This is a genomic window from Nocardia ninae NBRC 108245, from assembly GCF_007990755.1.
GTDB classification, from domain to species: Bacteria; Actinomycetota; Actinomycetes; order Mycobacteriales; family Mycobacteriaceae; genus Nocardia; species Nocardia ninae.
Window position 1 is genome coordinate 1 of record NZ_BJXA01000078.1, and the last position, 16,969, is coordinate 16,969.

General features: G+C 68.6%; 18 protein-coding genes. 12 read left to right on the forward strand and 6 right to left on the reverse strand.

The window, feature by feature from the left end:
• The 3 genes from NN4_RS45415 to NN4_RS36330 form a co-directional block, all read right to left on the reverse strand.
• Nucleotides 1–988 (reverse strand): lytic transglycosylase domain-containing protein (locus NN4_RS45415; RefSeq protein WP_308633346.1); only part of this gene is annotated, 988 nt, incomplete at its 3' end.
• Nucleotides 989–1,338: 350 nt separating this feature from the next.
• Complete coding sequence (locus NN4_RS36325; protein ID WP_147140677.1) at nucleotides 1,339–1,899, reverse strand: DUF1003 domain-containing protein; 561 nt, start codon at nucleotides 1,897–1,899, stop codon at nucleotides 1,339–1,341.
• Nucleotides 1,892–3,178: a magnesium transporter MgtE N-terminal domain-containing protein gene (locus tag NN4_RS36330; RefSeq protein ID WP_147140679.1), complete on the reverse strand. Its 1,287-nt coding sequence runs from the start codon at nucleotides 3,176–3,178 to the stop codon at nucleotides 1,892–1,894. The genes NN4_RS36325 and NN4_RS36330 overlap by 8 nt, the downstream gene beginning before the upstream one ends.
• 57 nt (nucleotides 3,179–3,235) lie before the next feature.
• Here NN4_RS36330 and NN4_RS36335 point away from each other — a divergent pair, with 57 nt between their 5' ends.
• From NN4_RS36335 to NN4_RS36345, 3 genes are read left to right on the forward strand one after another with little or no spacing between them, the layout of a single operon-like run.
• Nucleotides 3,236–4,198, forward strand: coding sequence for an HpcH/HpaI aldolase/citrate lyase family protein (locus tag NN4_RS36335; RefSeq protein ID WP_281289448.1), 963 nt, complete (start codon nucleotides 3,236–3,238; stop codon nucleotides 4,196–4,198).
• A gap of 12 nt (nucleotides 4,199–4,210) precedes the next feature.
• On the forward strand, nucleotides 4,211–4,702 hold the full coding sequence (locus tag NN4_RS36340; RefSeq protein ID WP_107659091.1) for a YflT domain-containing protein: 492 nt from the start codon (nucleotides 4,211–4,213) through the stop codon (nucleotides 4,700–4,702).
• 3 nt (nucleotides 4,703–4,705) lie between these two features.
• On the forward strand, nucleotides 4,706–5,287 hold the full coding sequence (locus NN4_RS36345; RefSeq protein ID WP_147140681.1) for a suppressor of fused domain protein: 582 nt from the start codon (nucleotides 4,706–4,708) through the stop codon (nucleotides 5,285–5,287).
• A gap of 7 nt (nucleotides 5,288–5,294) precedes the next feature.
• On the opposite strand, the gene NN4_RS36350 is transcribed toward NN4_RS36345, so the two are convergent.
• Entirely contained in the window at nucleotides 5,295–6,365 is a 1,071-nt protein-coding gene (locus NN4_RS36350; RefSeq protein WP_147140683.1) for a magnesium and cobalt transport protein CorA, read from the reverse strand.
• A gap of 61 nt (nucleotides 6,366–6,426) precedes the next feature.
• Here NN4_RS36350 and NN4_RS36355 point away from each other — a divergent pair, with 61 nt between their 5' ends.
• The 4 genes from NN4_RS36355 to NN4_RS36370 all read left to right on the forward strand — a co-directional run bounded on the left by NN4_RS36355 (nucleotide 6,427) and on the right by NN4_RS36370 (nucleotide 11,183).
• Entirely contained in the window at nucleotides 6,427–7,281 is an 855-nt protein-coding gene (locus NN4_RS36355; protein ID WP_147140685.1) for a PHP domain-containing protein, read from the forward strand.
• Entirely contained in the window at nucleotides 7,278–7,544 is a 267-nt protein-coding gene (locus NN4_RS36360) for a hypothetical protein (protein ID WP_147140687.1), read from the forward strand. The genes NN4_RS36355 and NN4_RS36360 overlap by 4 nt, the downstream gene beginning before the upstream one ends.
• Before the next feature lie 107 nt (nucleotides 7,545–7,651).
• Complete coding sequence (locus tag NN4_RS36365) at nucleotides 7,652–9,547, forward strand: FAD-dependent oxidoreductase (RefSeq protein WP_246181274.1); 1,896 nt, start codon at nucleotides 7,652–7,654, stop codon at nucleotides 9,545–9,547.
• A gap of 439 nt (nucleotides 9,548–9,986) precedes the next feature.
• A complete protein-coding gene (locus NN4_RS36370; protein WP_371865799.1) occupies nucleotides 9,987–11,183 on the forward strand; it encodes an NAD(P)-dependent malic enzyme in 1,197 nt (398 codons plus the stop codon).
• A gap of 4 nt (nucleotides 11,184–11,187) precedes the next feature.
• On the opposite strand, the gene NN4_RS36375 is transcribed toward NN4_RS36370, so the two are convergent.
• Entirely contained in the window at nucleotides 11,188–11,409 is a 222-nt protein-coding gene (locus NN4_RS36375; RefSeq protein ID WP_147140691.1) for a hypothetical protein, read from the reverse strand.
• 41 nt (nucleotides 11,410–11,450) lie between these two features.
• Entirely contained in the window at nucleotides 11,451–12,338 is an 888-nt protein-coding gene (locus tag NN4_RS36380; protein WP_147140693.1) for a glycine betaine ABC transporter substrate-binding protein, read from the reverse strand.
• Nucleotides 12,339–12,534: 196 nt separating this feature from the next.
• Here NN4_RS36380 and NN4_RS36385 point away from each other — a divergent pair, with 196 nt between their 5' ends.
• From NN4_RS36385 to NN4_RS36405, 5 genes are all read left to right on the forward strand, one after another.
• Nucleotides 12,535–13,467, forward strand: a complete 933-nt coding sequence (locus NN4_RS36385) for an ABC transporter substrate-binding protein (protein WP_147140742.1) — start codon at nucleotides 12,535–12,537, stop codon at nucleotides 13,465–13,467.
• Nucleotides 13,468–13,477: 10 nt separating this feature from the next.
• Nucleotides 13,478–14,641, forward strand: a complete 1,164-nt coding sequence (locus tag NN4_RS36390) for an ABC transporter ATP-binding protein (protein ID WP_147140695.1) — start codon at nucleotides 13,478–13,480, stop codon at nucleotides 14,639–14,641.
• Nucleotides 14,638–15,306, forward strand: a complete 669-nt coding sequence (locus NN4_RS36395) for an ABC transporter permease (protein ID WP_107659082.1) — start codon at nucleotides 14,638–14,640, stop codon at nucleotides 15,304–15,306. The genes NN4_RS36390 and NN4_RS36395 overlap by 4 nt, the downstream gene beginning before the upstream one ends.
• A complete protein-coding gene (locus tag NN4_RS36400; RefSeq protein ID WP_147140697.1) occupies nucleotides 15,303–16,019 on the forward strand; it encodes an ABC transporter permease in 717 nt (238 codons plus the stop codon). Before NN4_RS36395 ends, NN4_RS36400 begins: the two co-directional genes overlap by 4 nt.
• A 240-nt stretch (nucleotides 16,020–16,259) precedes the next feature.
• Nucleotides 16,260–16,949 (forward strand): PadR family transcriptional regulator, encoded by a 690-nt coding sequence (locus tag NN4_RS36405; protein WP_147140699.1) that lies wholly within the window; start codon nucleotides 16,260–16,262, stop codon nucleotides 16,947–16,949.
• Nucleotides 16,950–16,969: the final 20 nt, after the last annotated feature.

Genomic DNA, 16,969 nt, shown 5'->3' on the forward strand with positions numbered 1-16,969 from the left:
GCTGGGCCTCGGGCGGCGTGCACACCGGCGCCACGGGCGGCTGCTCGGGGTGCGCGGGATCCTGCGGAGCGGCCGCTCCCGCGCCGAAGGTCTGTCCGGGTGCGCCGGGCACGATCGCGGGCTCAGCGGGCTCGCCAGGGCGCGGCATGGGCGCCGGAATCACGGCGGGCTCACAGGGATTGAGCGGCTTCGGCGGCGGCGGGCAGAAGATGCCACACGGGATCGGCGGCAGACCGGGGATGGTGATCATCACCTCGGTCGGCGTCGGCGTGGTCGTACTGGTCTGCGGCGCCGCGGGCGTGGTCGTGGCAGGCGCGGCGTTCGTGTAGGTCGCCGCGGTCATGTTCGGGCCCTGGGCCGGTGTGCTGCTGCCGGGCGGGATCAGGTCGGGGGAGATGGTCACCTGGGTCGGCGCGCCACCGGTGCGGTAGGCCGCCGCCCAGCTGAGCACGTTGGCCGCGTAGGCGGTGGAGTTGTTGTAGCGCAACACCGCGCGTAGTTCCTGGGCTTGGTCGCGCAGGTTCAACCCGCCCGAACACAGGTACTTGCCCGCGGCGAGCGCGGAGTCGAAGACGTTGTTCGGATCGGCGATGCCGTCGCCGTTGCCGTCGGCGGCGTACTGGCTCCAGGTGCCGGGCAGGAACTGCATCGGCCCCATCGCGCGCACGTAACCGCCGCTGGCGGCCTTGATGATCTCGTTGCCCGGCAGCGTGCCGTCCAGCGCCGGGCCGTAGATCGGGGTGACCGTGGTGCCCGCGGCGTCGGTGCGCCCGCCGCCCGCGTGGCCGGATTCGATCCGGCCGATGCCCGCGAGCAGGCTCCAGGACAGTCCGCAGCCGGGGGTGGAGGATTCGAGCGCGAGCTCGGCGTTGCGGTACGCGGCGAGCACGACCTCGGGAATTCCCAGCGCGCCGCCGATCAGCGGGAGCGAGATCTCCTGCAACGGCACCCGTCCGGCAAACGGCGCCGAGCCGTCGGACGGGGTCATTGCCCGTAGTTTGCGGGGTGCCTCCTGGGTCACCGGGAGCAGGCCGACTGTCTTAGACAGTCCTGTTTCACTTGCCTTGCCCGTACTGCCCGTCGGATTGGCGGACGACGCGAGCAAAGCCTCGGGGGCCTGCGGTGCGCCGGCGGAGGTGGTGGGGTCGGAGGTCGAGCCTGTGGCTACCAGACCAGCTACGACCAGGGCCGAGACGGTTATCGGAGCAGATATACGCATTCAGCCACACCAATCCTCTACGTCGTTTGAGCGGCTGTCCGGGACATCCCCTTCCCGAGCCGCTCGGGACAACGCTGTCCAGGTTACCCACCAGTCAGGTAGTTGTTCGGTATTTCCCGTCAATCATCAGCTACAGCCGGTGAAACCGGGGTGGACGTCTGCTTTCGGCCGGAGTTTTTCTTGCGCTGCGGGTTGTCGTCGCTCGCGCCCTCGATCCGATCGAGTATCTCCTTCATCTCCTCCAATTCCCTGCGCAAATAGTCGCGAGTCGCCACTTCGCCGACCGCGATACGCAACGCTGCGAGTTCGCGGGCCAGGAATTCGGTGTCCGCCTTGGTCTGGGCGGCCCGCATCCGGTCCTCCTCCAGGGAGACCCGGTCGCGGTTGTCCTGCCGGTTCTGCGCCAGCAGGATCAACGGCGCGGCATAGGCGGCCTGGGTGGAGAACGCCAGATTCAACAGAATGAACGGATACGGGTCCCAGCGCAATGCGATGACGAAGACATTCAACGCGATCCAAATAATCACGATGATCGTCTGAATGGCCAGGTAGCGGCCGGTGCCGAGGAAGCGGGCGACCCGCTCGCTGCTGCGCGCGAGCGCCTCGGCGTCCCACTCGATCCGGAACCGGGACTCGACCGGCGTCTCCAGCCGCTGCCGAGCGCCGCCTTTGTCAGTCATGACGGACTATCCCTTCGTGCAGCTCTTCCTGATCCCGCCAGTCGTCGGGCAGCAGATGGTCGAGCACATCGTCGACGCTCACCGCGCCGAGCAGGTGGTTCTCCTCGTCCACCACCGGTCCGCAGACCAGGTTGTAGGTCGCGAAGTACCGCGTGACCGCGGCCAGCGGGACGTCGGGGCGCAGCGGCGCCAGCTCCGCGTCGAGAATGCCGCCGACCAGATGGGCCGGTGGCTCGCGCAGCAACTGCTGGATGTGCACCGAACCCAGGTAGCGACCGGTGGGTGTCGCGGTCGGCGGGCGCACCACGAACACCATGGACGCCAGCGCGGGCGTCAGATCGGGGTTGCGTACTCGCGCCAGCGCCTCGGCGACCGTGGTGGACGGCGTCAGGATCACCGGCTTCGGCGTCATCAGGCCGCCCGCGCTGTAGGGCGAATGCTCGAGCAGCCGGCGCACCGGTTCGGATTCCTCCGGGTCCATCAGCGCGAGCAGCGATTCGGCCTCGCTGACCGGCAGCTCGCCCAGCAGGTCGGCGGCGTCGTCGGGATCCATCGCCTCGAGCACGTCGGCAGCCCGGCGCACTTCCAAGTGGCCGAGCAGATCGACCTGCTCGTCGTCGGGCAGCTCCTGCACGACATCGGCGAGCCGTTCGTCGTCGAGCGCGATGGCGACTTCGATGCGCCGCTTCTCCGGCAGTTCGCGCAGCAGATGCGCGACATCGGCGGGGCGCAGGCCCTCGAACTGCTCCAGCAGCTGGGTGACCTCCTGGCCCGGCCGATCGATCTCGGTCGGCGTCAGCCCCGACACGTGGATCCAGTCCACCACGTGCACGGTGCGGCGGCGCCCGATCCTGCGGTGCCCGCGCACCGCCACCCTGGTGACCCGCCAGTCCCTGGTGCGGGTCTGCTCCATGCCGAGATCGACCACGACCACATCCACCCCGGCGAGGTCCGGCAGATCCGGATCCTCCACGCGCACCGCGGAATCCACGATCTGCGCGAGCGCGAGCATTTCGCCGGGGCGCTGGGTGAACCGGCGCAGGCTCACCGTCCCGGTGTTCAGTGTCACCACCCCCGGCTCGATCGCGGTGACCCGCAGGATCGGCACGAAAATGCGCCGACGGGTGGGCAATTCGACGACGAGACCGTGGATCCTGGGCTGTTGCCGGTCGTACCGGATGGCCACGACGACATCGCGGACCCGGCCGATAGACTCGCCGTCCGGTCCCAACACCACCAGGCCGGCCAGCCTGGCGACGTACACCCTGGTAGCTGCCATGCTTGCCAGGCTAGAGGTTCGCAGGCGGGGGCAAGTACCTCGCCACGATCGACGGGAGTGATCTTGAAGCCGCGCCGTTCGGTGCTCGCCTGTCCGGGCAGCAACAAGAAGATGATCGAAAAGGCCAAGGGCCTGCCCGTCGACGAGGTGTTTCTCGATCTGGAGGACGCCGTCGCGCCGGCCGCCAAGGCCGAGGCGCGGGCGAATATCGTGGCGGCGCTGAACGACTCCGACTGGGGCGACCAGCTGCGCGTGGTCCGCGTCAACGACTGGACCACCCAGTGGACCTACGCCGACGTGATCACCATCGTCGAGGGCGCGGGCACCGCCCTGGATGCCATCCTGCTGCCGAAGGTCACCGACGCAGGCCAGGTGCGCGCCCTGGATCTGCTGCTCACCCAGTTGGAGAAGGCGACCGGGCTCGAGGTCGGTCGGATCGGCATCGAACCGCAGATCGAAAACGCGCTGGGGCTCCGCAATATCGATGAGATCGCCACCGCGAGCCCGCGGGTGCAGGCGCTGGTTTTCGGGCCCGCCGACTTCATGGCGAGCATCAACATGCGCACCCTGGTGGTCGGCGAGCAGCCGGAGGGCTACGACACCGGTGATGCCTATCACCACATCCTGATGACGATCCTGCTCGCCGCCCGCGCGCACGGTCTGCAGGCGATCGACGGCCCGTACCTGCAGATTCGGGACGTGGGCGGCTTCCGGCGGGCCGCCGCGCGCACCGCGGCGCTCGGCTTCGACGGCAAGTGGGTGCTGCATCCCGGCCAGATCGAGGCGGCAAACGAGATCTTCAGCCCGCGCCAGGCCGACTACGATCGCGCCGAGCTGATCCTGGACGCGTACGCCTTTCACACCTCGGCCGAGGGTGGTGCCCGCGGCGCGGTCATGCTCGGTGACGAAATGATCGATGAGGCTAGTGCGAAAATGGCTCAGGTGATCGCGGAAAAGGGCCGGGCCGCGGCAATGACGCGTACCACGCGTTTCACACCACCGGGAATCCGGTCGGAATAGCAGAATAGAGACATGACGAATCCCTTGGGGAACTCGAATCGCGCACGGCAAGCGCTGCCGACGCCGCCGTCCGGCTGGCCGGTCGGCTCCTATCCCACCTATGCCGAGGCCCAGAAGGCCGTCGATTACCTGGCCGACAGCCAGTTCCCGGTGCAGGACGTCACCATCGTCGGCGTCGACCTGATGCAGGTCGAGCGCGTCCTCTACCGGCTCACCTGGGGCAAGGTCATCGGTGGCGGTGTGGTGAGCGGAGCGTGGCTGGGCTTGTTCCTCGGCCTGCTGCTGAGCCTGTTCACCACCAGCGGCGCACTCGGCCCGCTGCTGGTCGGCCTGGTCGGCGGCATCATCTTCGGCGTCATCTCCACCTCGATCCCGTACGCGGCGACCAAGGGGCAGCGCGACTTCGCCTCCACCATGCAGTTGGTGGCCGGGCGCTACGACGTGCTGTGCGACCCGAAGTCCGCCGAACAGGCGCGGGACATGCTTGCGCGGCTGGCCATCTGACGCATGGAGGTGGTGTCGACGGTCCGCACCGGTGTGCTGGACCACTTCGGTGTGCAAGCGGCCGGCGTCGATTCGGCGTCGGTGACGTTCCTCGGCTTGGAACCCATCGAGATCCTGCGGATCGCCGACGGCGAACTGGTGCACTACGCGACGGTGGGCGGCTCGCGCCATCCGATGGGCGATCCCACTGCGCTGCTTGCCGATCCGGTCAAGGGGCCGCGCGCCGAGCTGGTGCTCACGTTGCGTGGCACGGCCGGTGCGAGCTCGGGTCTGGCCAAGACGCTAGGGGTACTCGCCGCCGCGCCCGCCGTGGAAGGCGTTGTGCTGCAAGCGGATGCGCTGATGGATCTGGGTGAGCCGATGTGGCAGGGCGCGCCGTTCTCCGCAGTGCTGTTGGGCGACAGTCAGATTCCCGAGGTGGTGCTGCCCGAGCCCGCCGAACCGGTGCGGTACTTCGCGGTGACGCCGGTGACCGCGACCGAGGCCGCCTGGGTGCGGGTGCGCGGGGCGCAGGCGTTGCGAGATGCGTGGGCGGAGGCGGGGATCGACGTGCGTGACCCCGAAAGAGGCGCCGCCAGCCTGTGATCCGGCGCTACAGCCAGTTGTTGCGGTGAAAGTTGACGTACAACCCCACGCAGATGCCCAGGGTGACCACGACGACCAGCCAAAAGCCCCACACGTCTTCGGATCCCGGGATATGGGTGAAGTTCATGCCGTAGAGGCCCGCGATCATGGTCGGCACCGCGGCGATCGCGACCCACGCCGAGATCGTGCGCATGTCGGTGTTCTGCTGCACCCCGACCTTGGCCAGCACGGCACTGATCAACGCGCTGAGTGCCTCGTCGAAATCGGTGATCCGCTCGGCCACCCCGGCGTGGTGATCTGCCACGTCACGCATGTAGCGCCGAATCTCCTTGGGCAGCGGCACATCCGGCTTGTGCCCGAGCACCTGGAGCGGGACCGCGAGCGGGTTCACGGCCCGGCGTAGTTCCACCACTTCGCGCTTGAGCTGGTAGATCGACTCGATGGTGATGTGGTTGCGCGGCGTGAAGACCGCCTCCTCCATCGCGTCGATATCGAGCTCGATCGACTGCGTCACTTCGATGTAGGAGTCCACCACGTGATCGGCGATCGCGTGCAGCACCGCGCCGGTGCCGAGCATCAGTTGGGCCGGGTCGGCCTCCAGTTCCTTGCGCAGCGAGGCCAGTTCGGAATGCTCGCCGTGGCGCACGCTCACCACGAAGTCCGGCGCCGTGAAGACCATGATCTCGCCGGTCTCCACGATCTCGCTGACGCTGTGCATTTCGTGTTCGACGTAGGCGACCGTCCGCATCACCATGACCAGCGTGTCGTCGTAGCGCTCCAGCTTCGGGCGTTGATGCGCGTGCACCGCGTCTTCGGCTGCGAGCGCGTGCAGCCCGAACGTCTCGGCGATATCGGCCATCTGGCCCTCGTCCGGATCGTGCAGGCCGACCCAGACGAAACCCGCGCCACGGTTGCGCACCTCGGCGAGCGCCTCGCGGTGGGTGAATCTGCCGGGCAGCCGCTGTCCCTCGACGTAGACGCCGCAGTCCACGATGGCCCGCGCGGTCGGGATCGGGATGCGTGGCAGCTGCTGCTGTGGTCCGCGGCCGGAACCACGGAACGACGGTATCGATGGCACACGGCGATGCTACGTCGCCTGCCGGTGCGGTTCGGGGTACACGCACTGTAAGACTGAGGGCGTGCGCATTGATCTGCATACCCATTCGACGGCGTCCGATGGCACCGACACCCCGGCGGAACTGGTTCGCAACGCGGCCGCCGCAGGCTTGGACGTCCTCGCGATCACCGACCACGACACCACGTCGGGCTGGACCGAGGCGGTCGACGCGCTGCCGCAGGGGTTGACGCTGGTCCGGGGCATGGAGATGTCGTGTATCGGCCTCGGCGAGGACGGCTGGCCGGTGCCGGTGCATCTGCTGGCTTACCTGTTCGACCCCACCGACCGCAGTTTCGCCGACGAGCGGGAGCGGTTGCGTGGCGAGCGGATCGAGCGGGTGCGCGCGATGGCCGAGCGGATGGTGGCCGACGGGTTGCCGATCGATCCGGATGCCGTGCTCGCCTCGGCCGGGCCGTCCGCGGGTCGGCCGCACTTGGCCAGGGCGTTGGTGGCGGCGGGTGTGGTGCCCAGTGTCGACGCCGCCTTCGAGGAGTTGCTCGCGCCGCATGGCCCGTACTACGTGGAGAAGGCCGACACGCCGCTGCGGCGGGCGGTGGAGATGATCGCCACCGCGGGCGGGGTGAGCGTGATCGCGCACGCACGGGCCCGTAAGCGCGGCCGATTGCTCGCCTTGTCCGACATCAGGGAGTTGGCCACGCTCGGCCTGGGCGGTTTGGAGCTCGACCATCCGGACCATTCGGCGCAGGACCGCGCGGTGCTGGCGGACCTGGCCGCCGAGCTCGGTCTGTTCACTACCGGCTCGTCGGACTACCACGGCACCAACAAGACCATCAGCCTCGGTGAGTTCACCACCGACCCAGCGCAATACGAGGTGCTGGTGGGCAAGGCGACCGGTGTGCCGGTGATCGCTTCGTGAGGCTCCTGCGTGGCCTCAGCGGGATCGTCGCCGCGGGCACCGTCGCGCTGATGCTGGTCATCGTCGGCACGGCGTTCATGGCGGGTCGCCGGGACTTCCCCGGCCCGGGCGTCGAGTCGGTGGCGTGGCATGTGGTGGTCGCCGTGATAGCCGTTGTGGCGCAAATTTATTCGGATAAGCGTCGGGGTTTTGCCGCCTTTTCCGGATCTGCGGTTGTTTTTATCTTCGCTGGATTATTGCTGTGGACGCAGTGGTGGAGTTGATCTACGGCGGCGTTATGGCATTCGGGTGACAACGGATCCGAAACGCCACCGCTAAATATTCCGCTAATGGTTGCGGCAACGTGAATTGTGGCCGAATATTTCTCATTGTGACCGAACTCGAGACGGACGTACTGGTTCTGGGCGGAGGCCCTGCCGGAACCTGGGCAGCCGTCTCCGCCGCCGCCACCGGCGCCCGGGTCGTGCTCGCCGACAAGGCCAGATGCGGCACCAGCGGCCCCACCGCACACGGCACCACCTCGTTGTGGAACATCCCGCCCGGACCGGCCAGGGACGAGGCGGTGCGCCGCGGGTACGCGCACGGCGGCGGACTCGGCGATCCGGAATGGATGCACCGCGTGCTGGAGGAGACGCACCTGCGGGTCGAGCAGCTGGCCCGCTGGGGTTATCGATTCCCCGGCGCGGGACCCGGCTCTTCGCTGCGGGTATATCTGGACGGCGCCAGTTACCTGCGCCGGATGCGGCGCAGCGCGCTCGACGCGGGTGTGCGCGTCCTCGACCATCATCCGGCCCTGCAACTGCTCGTCGATCGCGACGGCGGCGTCGCCGGGGCCACCGGGGTGCAGCTGCACAACCACTGCCAGGCGTGGACCGTCCGTGCGGGCGCCGTGGTGGTGGCTACCGGCGGTTGTGCCTTTCTCTCCGGCGGCGCGGGCACCGACGTGGACACCGGTGACGGCCTGCTGTTCGCCGCGGAAGCAGGCGCCGAGCTCTCCGGCATGGAGTTCTCCAGTGCGTACGGCCTGACACCCGTGGTGCATGTGCCGAATACGGCCCGGCCCAAGTCAGCGTCCGGGCTCGGTTTGCATTTCGCCACCCTGTACGACGAGTCGGGGGCCATCCTCGAAGGCCACCGCGCCGCGGCCTTCGCCGCCATCGCCGACGGCCACCGGGTGTTCGCGGCACTCGACGACGTGCCCGCCTCGATGCGCGGTTGGCTGACCGAGCAGGGCCTGGTCGACCACACCGGCCGGGTACCGCTGCGCGCGGTGCTCGAGGGCACGGTGCGCGGCACAGGCGGCTTGCGGGTCGCGAACCACGACTGCGCGACCACGATCGGCGGGCTGTTCGGCGCCGGCGACGTGACCACCAGGGAGCTGATCACCGGTGCGGTCAGCGGGTTCGGTGGACAGGGCGGTGCCTGGGCCATCGCCTCCGGGGTGTGGGCCGGTGCCGGCGCGGCCAGGTACGCACGCGCGGCCGACCTGCGCAGTCCGGTGCGCGAGGTGCCGGGGGCGGGGCTCAGCGAGGTGTCCCGGATCGATCCGCGCGCGGTGGTCGGGCTGGTGCAGGAGCACACGCTGCCACTGCGGCGCAGTTACTGGCGCAGCGCGGGCAGCCTGGTCGACAGCATCGGCGAACTCGACTCGATGTGGCCGGGCGCCGAATTCGACCTTGGCGGCACCGGATTGGATCGGTTGCGGGCCCGGCAGGCGGCCGCGCTGCTGGCCGTGGCGCGGTGGACCAAATACAGCGCGCTGGCGCGGACCGAGAGCCGCGGCATGCATCGGCGCACCGATCATCCCGGGGCCGAGGCGGATTGGCGGGTGCGGTTGATGTCAGGGGGGCTGGACAACGTGTGGGTTCGCCCGGACGCCCGCGAGATCGCGGCATTGGACGCGGGCATGGTCGGTGCCAAGGAGATTGCTGTGCCGCCCGCCCGCGAGCCGGTCGCGCGGGGCAGGCGCGAGGCGCTCGTGGTCGAGGCACACGACCCGTCCATCCGGCGGGAGACCCTGGTGTTCGACGCACGCGGACCCTCCCCTCGGCGAGAGACGCGCGTGCTCGACGCCCGCGGTCAGTCGGGTAGGCGCGACGCGCTCGTATTCGATGCACGCGGACCGGCCGTCGCGCATACCCGCGAGGCCGGCGTGCTGAGCACGCGGTCGGCGGCGATTCCGGACGCGCCGGAGATCCGGCCTGCGGAAGACACACCGGCTTCGACCGATGAGCACCTCACACCGGTCGACCCCATCGCGATGTGACAACTCACCGCCCGGTCGGCGCGGTACGCGAGTTTTCGCTTACCGTCCGGTAATTCCGTCGCAGTAAGCTGGGGGCGGGCAGGCGACACGGCGAGAACCAGACCGGTTTGGCAAGTCGCAGACTGTGCTGGCAGAATGTGTCGGATTCCTTACCCAAGCCACCGCCGGGTACTGGAGTTACGGAGATCTCCGCCTCGCGACGCACCGTCGCGACCCGAGGATCACGCCGCATGTTCTGTCCGGACCCACCCGTCCGGCTCCCGCTCCGCGGATCAGTGCCGCGCCACGTCAGCGAAATCGGCAACGGGTTTTTCGTGACCCGCCGTAACACGCGAAACGTACCGGTCAGCGCACTCGATGAGCTTAAAGAATCTACTAATACCTATATACCCGGCGGTAACCGTCCCCCGGTTTGTCCGGCCCGAGCAGGAGTGAAATCGTGTCACCTGTGACTGACGCACCGAATGCCACTGCAAGTCTTTCCGAAATCACCCACGACGAGATTTTCGCGGGGCATCTCGGAGGCAAGCTCTCGGTAGAACTCAGCTCGCCGCTGGAAACCCAGCGCGACCTGTCGATCGCCTACACCCCGGGCGTCGCTCAGGTGAGCCGGGCGATCGCGCAGGACGCCGAGCTCGCCAAGCGCTACACCTGGACCGACCGGCTCGTCGTGGTGGTCAGCGACGGCACCGCGGTGCTCGGTCTCGGCGATATCGGCCCGCGCGCCTCGCTTCCGGTGATGGAGGGCAAGGCAGCGCTGTTCAAGAAGTTCGCCGACCTCAACTCGATCCCGATCGTGCTGGACACCAAGGACGTCGACGAGATCGTCGAGACGGTTATCCGGCTGCGCCCGAGCTTCGGCGCGGTGAACCTGGAGGACATCTCGGCGCCGCGCTGCTTCGAGGTGGAGAAGCGACTCATCGAGGCGCTCGACTGCCCGGTGATGCACGACGATCAGCACGGCACCGCCATCGTGGTGCTCGCCGCTCTCAACGGCGCGGCCAAGGTGCAGGGTCGCGCCATCGACGACATGAAGGTGGTGGTGTCCGGTGCGGGCGCCGCCGGTGTCGCCTGCACGAATATCCTGCTGGCCGCGGGTGTTCGGGACGTCACCGTGCTCGACTCGAAGGGCATCATCACCCGGGAGCGCACCGACCTCAACGAGGTGAAGGCCGAGCTGGCCACCCGGACCAACCCGCGCGGGCTGACCGGCGGCGCGGCCGAGGCCCTCACCGGCGCCGACGTCTTCCTCGGCCTGTCCGCAGGCCTGATCGCCGAGGAGCTCATCGCCTCGATGGCGCCGGAGTCGATCGTGTTCGCCATGTCCAACCCGGACCCGGAGATCCACCCCGAGGTCGCGCGCAAGTACGCCGCGATCGTGGCCACCGGCCGCAGCGACTTCCCGAACCAGATCAACAATGTGCTCGCCTTCCCCGGCGTGTTCAAGGGCGCGCTCGACGCCGGTGCCCGCCGGATCACCGAGGGCATGAAGATCGCCGCCGCCGACGCCATCCTCAGCGTCGTCGCCGCCGAGCTCGGCCCGGAGAAGATCGTGCCGAGCCCGCTGGACCCGCGGGTCGCTCCCGCGGTCGCCGAGGCCGTCGCGGCCGCCGCGCGTGCCGAAGGTGTTGCCTAGCAACTCACTCGCTGGAAGGCGCCTTGTCCCGATCGGGGCGGGGCGCCTTTCGCGTGTTGTGCTGCCGACGGTTGGACAGGTGGATCCAGACGTTCATGGCGACCATCGCGCACAGCGCGAAAACCAGGGACGCCGCGAACACGGGATTGCGGTCCGTGTTGGTCGCCCACACGAACAGCAGAATCGCCACGAGCGCCACATAGCCGCCGATGAACCTGATACTCACTGGTCAGACGTTAGCGATGTCCGGTGCCGAACGTGCGGTGTTTACAGCGAGTGGTCGTCGAGCCACTTACGCGCCAGCTCCGCGGGCTTCGCACCCTCGTCCCGGACGCCGCGGATCATCGCCGCGAGCTCGTCGGTGGTGAGTTCGCCCGCAACGTAATTGAGCTTCTTGATCTGCACCTCGTCGAGCACACCCTTGCGGGACAGCGGCAGCACGTTCTCCGCGCGCAGGGCGTAGTCGGCGTCGGACAGGATCGTCAGCCCGTCGGTCGACCCGGGTACGACGGCGGGCGGGCCGGTCAGCAGCCCGGCTTGAACCTGCCCGTCCAGCAGCGCCTTTCGCAGCGCCGCCGCGTCCGGGAACCGCACGGTCGTGGCGCAGTCCGCCACCTGTTCGAGCGCGGGTGGCAGGCCGATCAGGTCGGGGACGGGCGCCACGCCGATCGTGAGCGTGCCGCAGCGTGGCACGAGATCGCCGACGGTGCGCACGTTGTCGCGCGCCGCGGCCTCGCTGGTAAGGATGACGCGCGGCCGCAGATCGGTGCCGTCGGCGGCATCGGTGACCACCAGTCCCTCGGGCAGCGACTTGCTCAGCGCCTTACGCACATCGCCGGGCGTGCGGTCGGGGGCGGTGGTGTCGAGGAAGGCCAGCAGCGCACCGTTGTGCTCACCGACCAGGTCGACCCGCCCCGCGTCGAGCGCGGCCAGATAGTCGGCGCGCCCGCCCAGCCGCGCCTCGACCGAGGTGCGCGCGCCGGTGCGAGCCAGTGCGCCCGCATATATTTCGGCGAGCAGCCCCGACTCGATCGAGTCACCGGCGCCGACCGTGATCCGCGCGCCCTGCTCACCGTTCCCGCAGGATACGGCCAGTGCGGCGGTCGCGACGACCAGTAATCGAGCCAGCATCCGCAGCGACGCGGGTAACACCATCCGGCGACACCAACTCTCCGAGAGACCGACAGAGCTAACAGGAAGACCCTGAAGCGGGCAGTATGGACACCCAGAATGTACCGGTGGCTGTGCTGCCCCGGGACCTCGCACTGCCCGTCATGCCGGAAGGACTTCAGTGAAAACCTCGATCACCCCCGATGCCGCGCGGCACGGTCGGTCGGCGCTGCGGCTCACCATGCGCGCCGTCCGATTCATCGTCGCCGCGACGGCATTGGCCGCCGCCATGATCCTGTCCGCCTGTGGCAACTCCGACCCGCTCGCCAGCAAAGGTGACTGCGAAGGCGACGGCCTCATCGTCGGCTCGGCGAACTTCCCGGAGTCCGAGACCGTCGCCGAGATCTACGCGGAGGTCTTGCGGGTCAACGGATTCAAGGTCGAGACCAAGCTGAACATCGGCAGCCGGGAAGCCTACGTGCCTGCGGTGCGCCAGTGCGCGATCTCGGTGATCCCCGAGTACACCGGCAACCTGCTGCAGTACCTGGACAAGAACGCGACAGCGACCAGCGCCGCCGACGTCGACAGCGCGCTCGCCAAGGCCCTCGGCTCGGAGCTGGCCATCGGAACCCCGGCCCCCGGTGAGGATTCCGACGCCGTGGTGGTCACCAAGGCCACCGCCGAACGCTGGAACCTGCAGTCCATCGCCGATCTGGCCGCCCACTCCGCCGAGGTGAAATTCGGTGCGCCCGCGGAGTTCCAGGAGCGCCCGGGCGGCCTGCCCGGCCTGAAGAAGAACTACAACCTCGACATCGCCCCGAACAACTTCGTGCCGATCGCCGACGGTGGCGGGCCCGCCACCGTGCGCGCGCTGGTCGAAGGTCAGGTGACCGCAGCCGATATCTTCACCACCTCGCCCGCCATCCCGCAGAACAACCTTGTGGTGCTTGCGGATCCGAAGCACAACTTCGCCGCGCAGAACGTGGTCCCGCTGTTCAACGCGGCCAAGAAGTCGGACAAGGCGCTGGCCGCCCTGAACGCGGCCTCGGCGAAGCTGACCACCGCGGAACTGATCGAGCTGAACGAGGCCGTCTCCGGTAGCAGCAAGACCGAGCCCAAGGCCGCGGCCGCGGCATGGGTGGCCGCGCAGGGGCTGAAGACCCCCACCGGGTAGGAGAAAAGCGTTGTCCGATATCGAATTCCGCGGTATCAGCAAGACCTATCCGGACGGCACGCACGCCGTCACCGACCTCGATCTGCGCATCGACTCCGGTTCGTTCACCGTGTTCGTCGGCCCGTCCGGCTGCGGCAAGACCACCTCGATGCGGATGATCAACCGGATGATCACGCCCAGTTCCGGCGCGATCACCATTGCCGGACAAGACATTTCGACGGTCGACCCGGTAAAGCTGCGGCTCGGTATCGGTTACGTGATCCAGAGCGGTGGACTGCTGCCGCACCGCACGGTCGTCGACAATGTGGCGACCGTGCCGGTGCTGCGCGGCGATTCGCGCAAGGCCGCCCGCGCGGCGGCGCTGGAGGTGCTCGACCGGGTCGGGCTGGATCGGTCGCTGGCCGGCCGATATCCGGCGCAGCTGTCCGGCGGTCAGCAGCAGCGCGTCGGGGTGGCCAGGGCGCTGGCCGCGGACCCGCCGGTGCTGCTGATGGACGAGCCGTTCAGCGCGGTCGACCCGGTGGTGCGGGCCGAGCTGCAGACCGAGATGCACAGGCTGCAGGCCGAATTGCAGAAGACCATCGTGTTCGTGACGCACGACATCGATGAGGCGATCACCCTCGGTGATCGCCTGGCGGTGTTCGGTCGCGGCGGGGTGTTGCAGCAGTACGACCCGCCGGATCATGTGCTGGCTCAGCCTGCCACCGATTTCGTTGCCGATTTCGTCGGACGCGACCGCGGCTATCGCGGGCTCTCCTTCCGGTCGGCGAAAGACGTTCCGCTGCACGAGATTCGGACCGCGACATCGGCGGAGGTGCCGTCACTGCGGCTGGACCGCGGCGACTGGGTGTTGATCGTGGATGCCGAAGGTAAACCGTCCGGCTGGATCGACGTCACCGGGGTGGAGTCGGTGCGTGGCGGTCGTTCGCTGGCGGACAGCACGTCGGCGGGCGGTTCGCTGTTCACGCCGTCCGGTGATCTGCGGCAGGCACTGGACGCCGCGATCTCTTCGCCGTCCGGAGTCGGTGTCGCCGTGGATGATTCGGGTGCCGTGCGGGGTGGCGTGCTGGCCACCGAGATCCTGCAACGGCTCGCCGATCAGCGCGCTGTCGAAGACGCCGAGCGCAACAGGCACTTCTTCGAACAGGAAGTGGGCGGCGGGGGATCGACGTGAGGTACCTGATCGACAACTTCGCCGAGATCATGGGGTTCACCAGAACCCATCTCTACCTGGCGCTGGTACCGCTGGTGCTCGGCTTGGTGATCGCGGTGCCGGTGGGTGCGCTGGTGCGCCGGGTCTCCTGGCTGCGCCGGATGACGGTGACCGTGGCGAGCCTGGCGTACACGATTCCCTCGCTCGCGCTGTTCGTGATCATCCCGCCGCTGGTCGGGATCTCGACGATCGACCCGTTGAACGTGATCATCGCGCTGACCGTGTACTCGACCGCGCTGCTGGTGATCGCGGTGCCCGCGGCGCTGGACTCGGTGTCCGCCGAGGTGATCGACGCCGCCGACGCGGTCGGGTTCAGCTCGCTGCGGCGCACCTTGACCGTCGACATGCCGCTGGCCATCCCGGTTTTCGTGTCCAGCCTGCGGGTGGTGGTGGTCACCAATATCGCCATGGTGTCGGTCGGCGCGCTGATCGGGGTCGGCGGGGTCGGCAAGCTGTTCACTCAGGGCTATCAGCGTGACTATCCGGACGAGATCGTCGCGGGCATCATCGTGATCCTGGCGCTGGCCCTGATCTTCGACCGTCTCGTCTACGCGCTCGGCCGCTGGGCCACGCCGTGGGTGCGGGCCGACGCGCGATCGGCGCAGGCGAAAGGCGTTGCGGCATGAACCTTTTCATCGATGCCTGGCACTATCTCACCGACGGCGCGAATTGGAACGGCCCCGCGGGCATCGAACACCGTATCGCCGAACATCTTTGGTACAGCTTCCTCACCATCGTCGCGTCCGCCGCGGTCGCGCTGCCGCTCGGTCTGGTGATCGGACACACCAAACGTGGGGCGGCGGTGCTCGTCGGCTTCGCCAACGCCATGCGGGCGCTGCCGACCCTGGGCCTGCTCACCTTTCTGGTGCTCGGACTCGGTCTCGGACTGATCCCGCCGCTGCTCGCCCTGGTGACCGTTGGTATTCCGCCGCTGCTGGCCGGTGCCTACGCCGGAATCGCCAATGTCCCCGCCGATGTCGTCGACGCCTCGCGCGCCATGGGCATGACCGAGACCCAGATCCTGTTCCGGGTCGAGGTGCCCAACGCCATGCCGATCCTGCTCACCGGTCTGCGCGGCGCCACCCTGCAGGTCGTGGCCACCGCGACCATCGCCGCCTACGTCAACCTCGGCGGCCTGGGCCGCTACATCTTCGACGGCATCAGCCTCTACCGGTACGACCGTGTGCTCGTCGGCGCGCTGCTGGTCGCGGTCCTGGCCATGGTTCTCGACGGGTTGCTCGCCGTGGCCGTGTGGGCGAGCACGCCGGGCACCGGGCGGCTCCGTCGCGCCACCGTCCTGCCGGTGGCTCCTGACCTCAGCGTGCGAACCGCCGGCTGAGCCGCCGAACAGTCCCGTTCAGCCCGGCCCTCGACTGATGTCGGGGGCCGGTTTGCTGTGCCCGTGATCACCTCTGCGCGCGGTGGCCGAGCCTTGCGATCGTATTGCTCCGCGCCGTATATTCCACGTGGAGTATTTAGTGTGGAGTATGTCGGCAGCCGGGGCTACGTTCGCTTCGCGGGCCGATGACTCCGGCTCGTGCGCGGACCACGCGCGAGCGATCTGTGGGAGGTGACGGAAATGGCGCAGCAAGCGCGTCCGGCGGTGACGCCACTGGCGATCGCTGTGCTCGCGCTGCTCGAGGAGCAGCCCATGCATCCGTACGAGATGTACCAACTGCTGATCGCGCGCCGGGAAGACATCCTGGTCAAGGTGCGGCCCGGCTCGCTGTATCACACGGTCACCCGGCTGGCCGAGCACGGATTGGTGCAGGCCGAAGGGGTGGACCGGGCGGGAAACCGGCCCGAACGCACCACCTATCGCATCACCGAGCACGGCCGCGCGGCGCTGCGCGGCCGGATCGCCGAGATCCTGCGCTGCCCCGTCCCGGAGTATCCGGTGTTCCCGATCGCGCTCGGCGAATCGCACAACCTGCCCAAGGACGAGGTGCTCGCGTTCCTGCGGGAGCGGGCCGAGCACCTGAAAACCGAGCTCGCCGAGGTCGAGCTGATGATCGGCTGGGCGGGCGAGCGCGGGGTGCCGCGCCGCTACGTCATCGCGCTGCCGTACCTGCACGCCATGCTCGGCGCCGAGATCGCCTGGATCGAGAGCTTCCTCGTCGAATTGGCCAGTGGGGCACTCGAATGGGAGGACTTCGACCCGGCCACCGGCGATCGGCCCGTCAAGCACCACCAAGGCTGGACCAGTGATGACCTCACCGGGGTGCCACCGGTGACCAAGATCCGGCGCGGCGCGGGCGCACCGCCTTGAGGCCGCGGCTCACCGACTTC

Coding starts and splice junctions, on each gene's coding strand:
- NN4_RS36325 (WP_147140677.1), bottom strand. CDS start 1,899: ATGACTGACAAAGGCGGCGCTCGGCAGCGGCTGGAGACGCCGGTCGAG.
- NN4_RS36330 (WP_147140679.1), bottom strand. CDS start 3,178: ATGGCAGCTACCAGGGTGTACGTCGCCAGGCTGGCCGGCCTGGTGGTG.
- NN4_RS36340 (WP_107659091.1), top strand. CDS start 4,211: ATGACGAATCCCTTGGGGAACTCGAATCGCGCACGGCAAGCGCTGCCG.
- NN4_RS36345 (WP_147140681.1), top strand. CDS start 4,706: ATGGAGGTGGTGTCGACGGTCCGCACCGGTGTGCTGGACCACTTCGGT.
- NN4_RS36380 (WP_147140693.1), bottom strand. CDS start 12,338: ATGGTGTTACCCGCGTCGCTGCGGATGCTGGCTCGATTACTGGTCGTC.
- NN4_RS36385 (WP_147140742.1), top strand. CDS start 12,535: ATGCGCGCCGTCCGATTCATCGTCGCCGCGACGGCATTGGCCGCCGCC.
- NN4_RS36400 (WP_147140697.1), top strand. CDS start 15,303: ATGAACCTTTTCATCGATGCCTGGCACTATCTCACCGACGGCGCGAAT.
- NN4_RS36405 (WP_147140699.1), top strand. CDS start 16,260: ATGGCGCAGCAAGCGCGTCCGGCGGTGACGCCACTGGCGATCGCTGTG.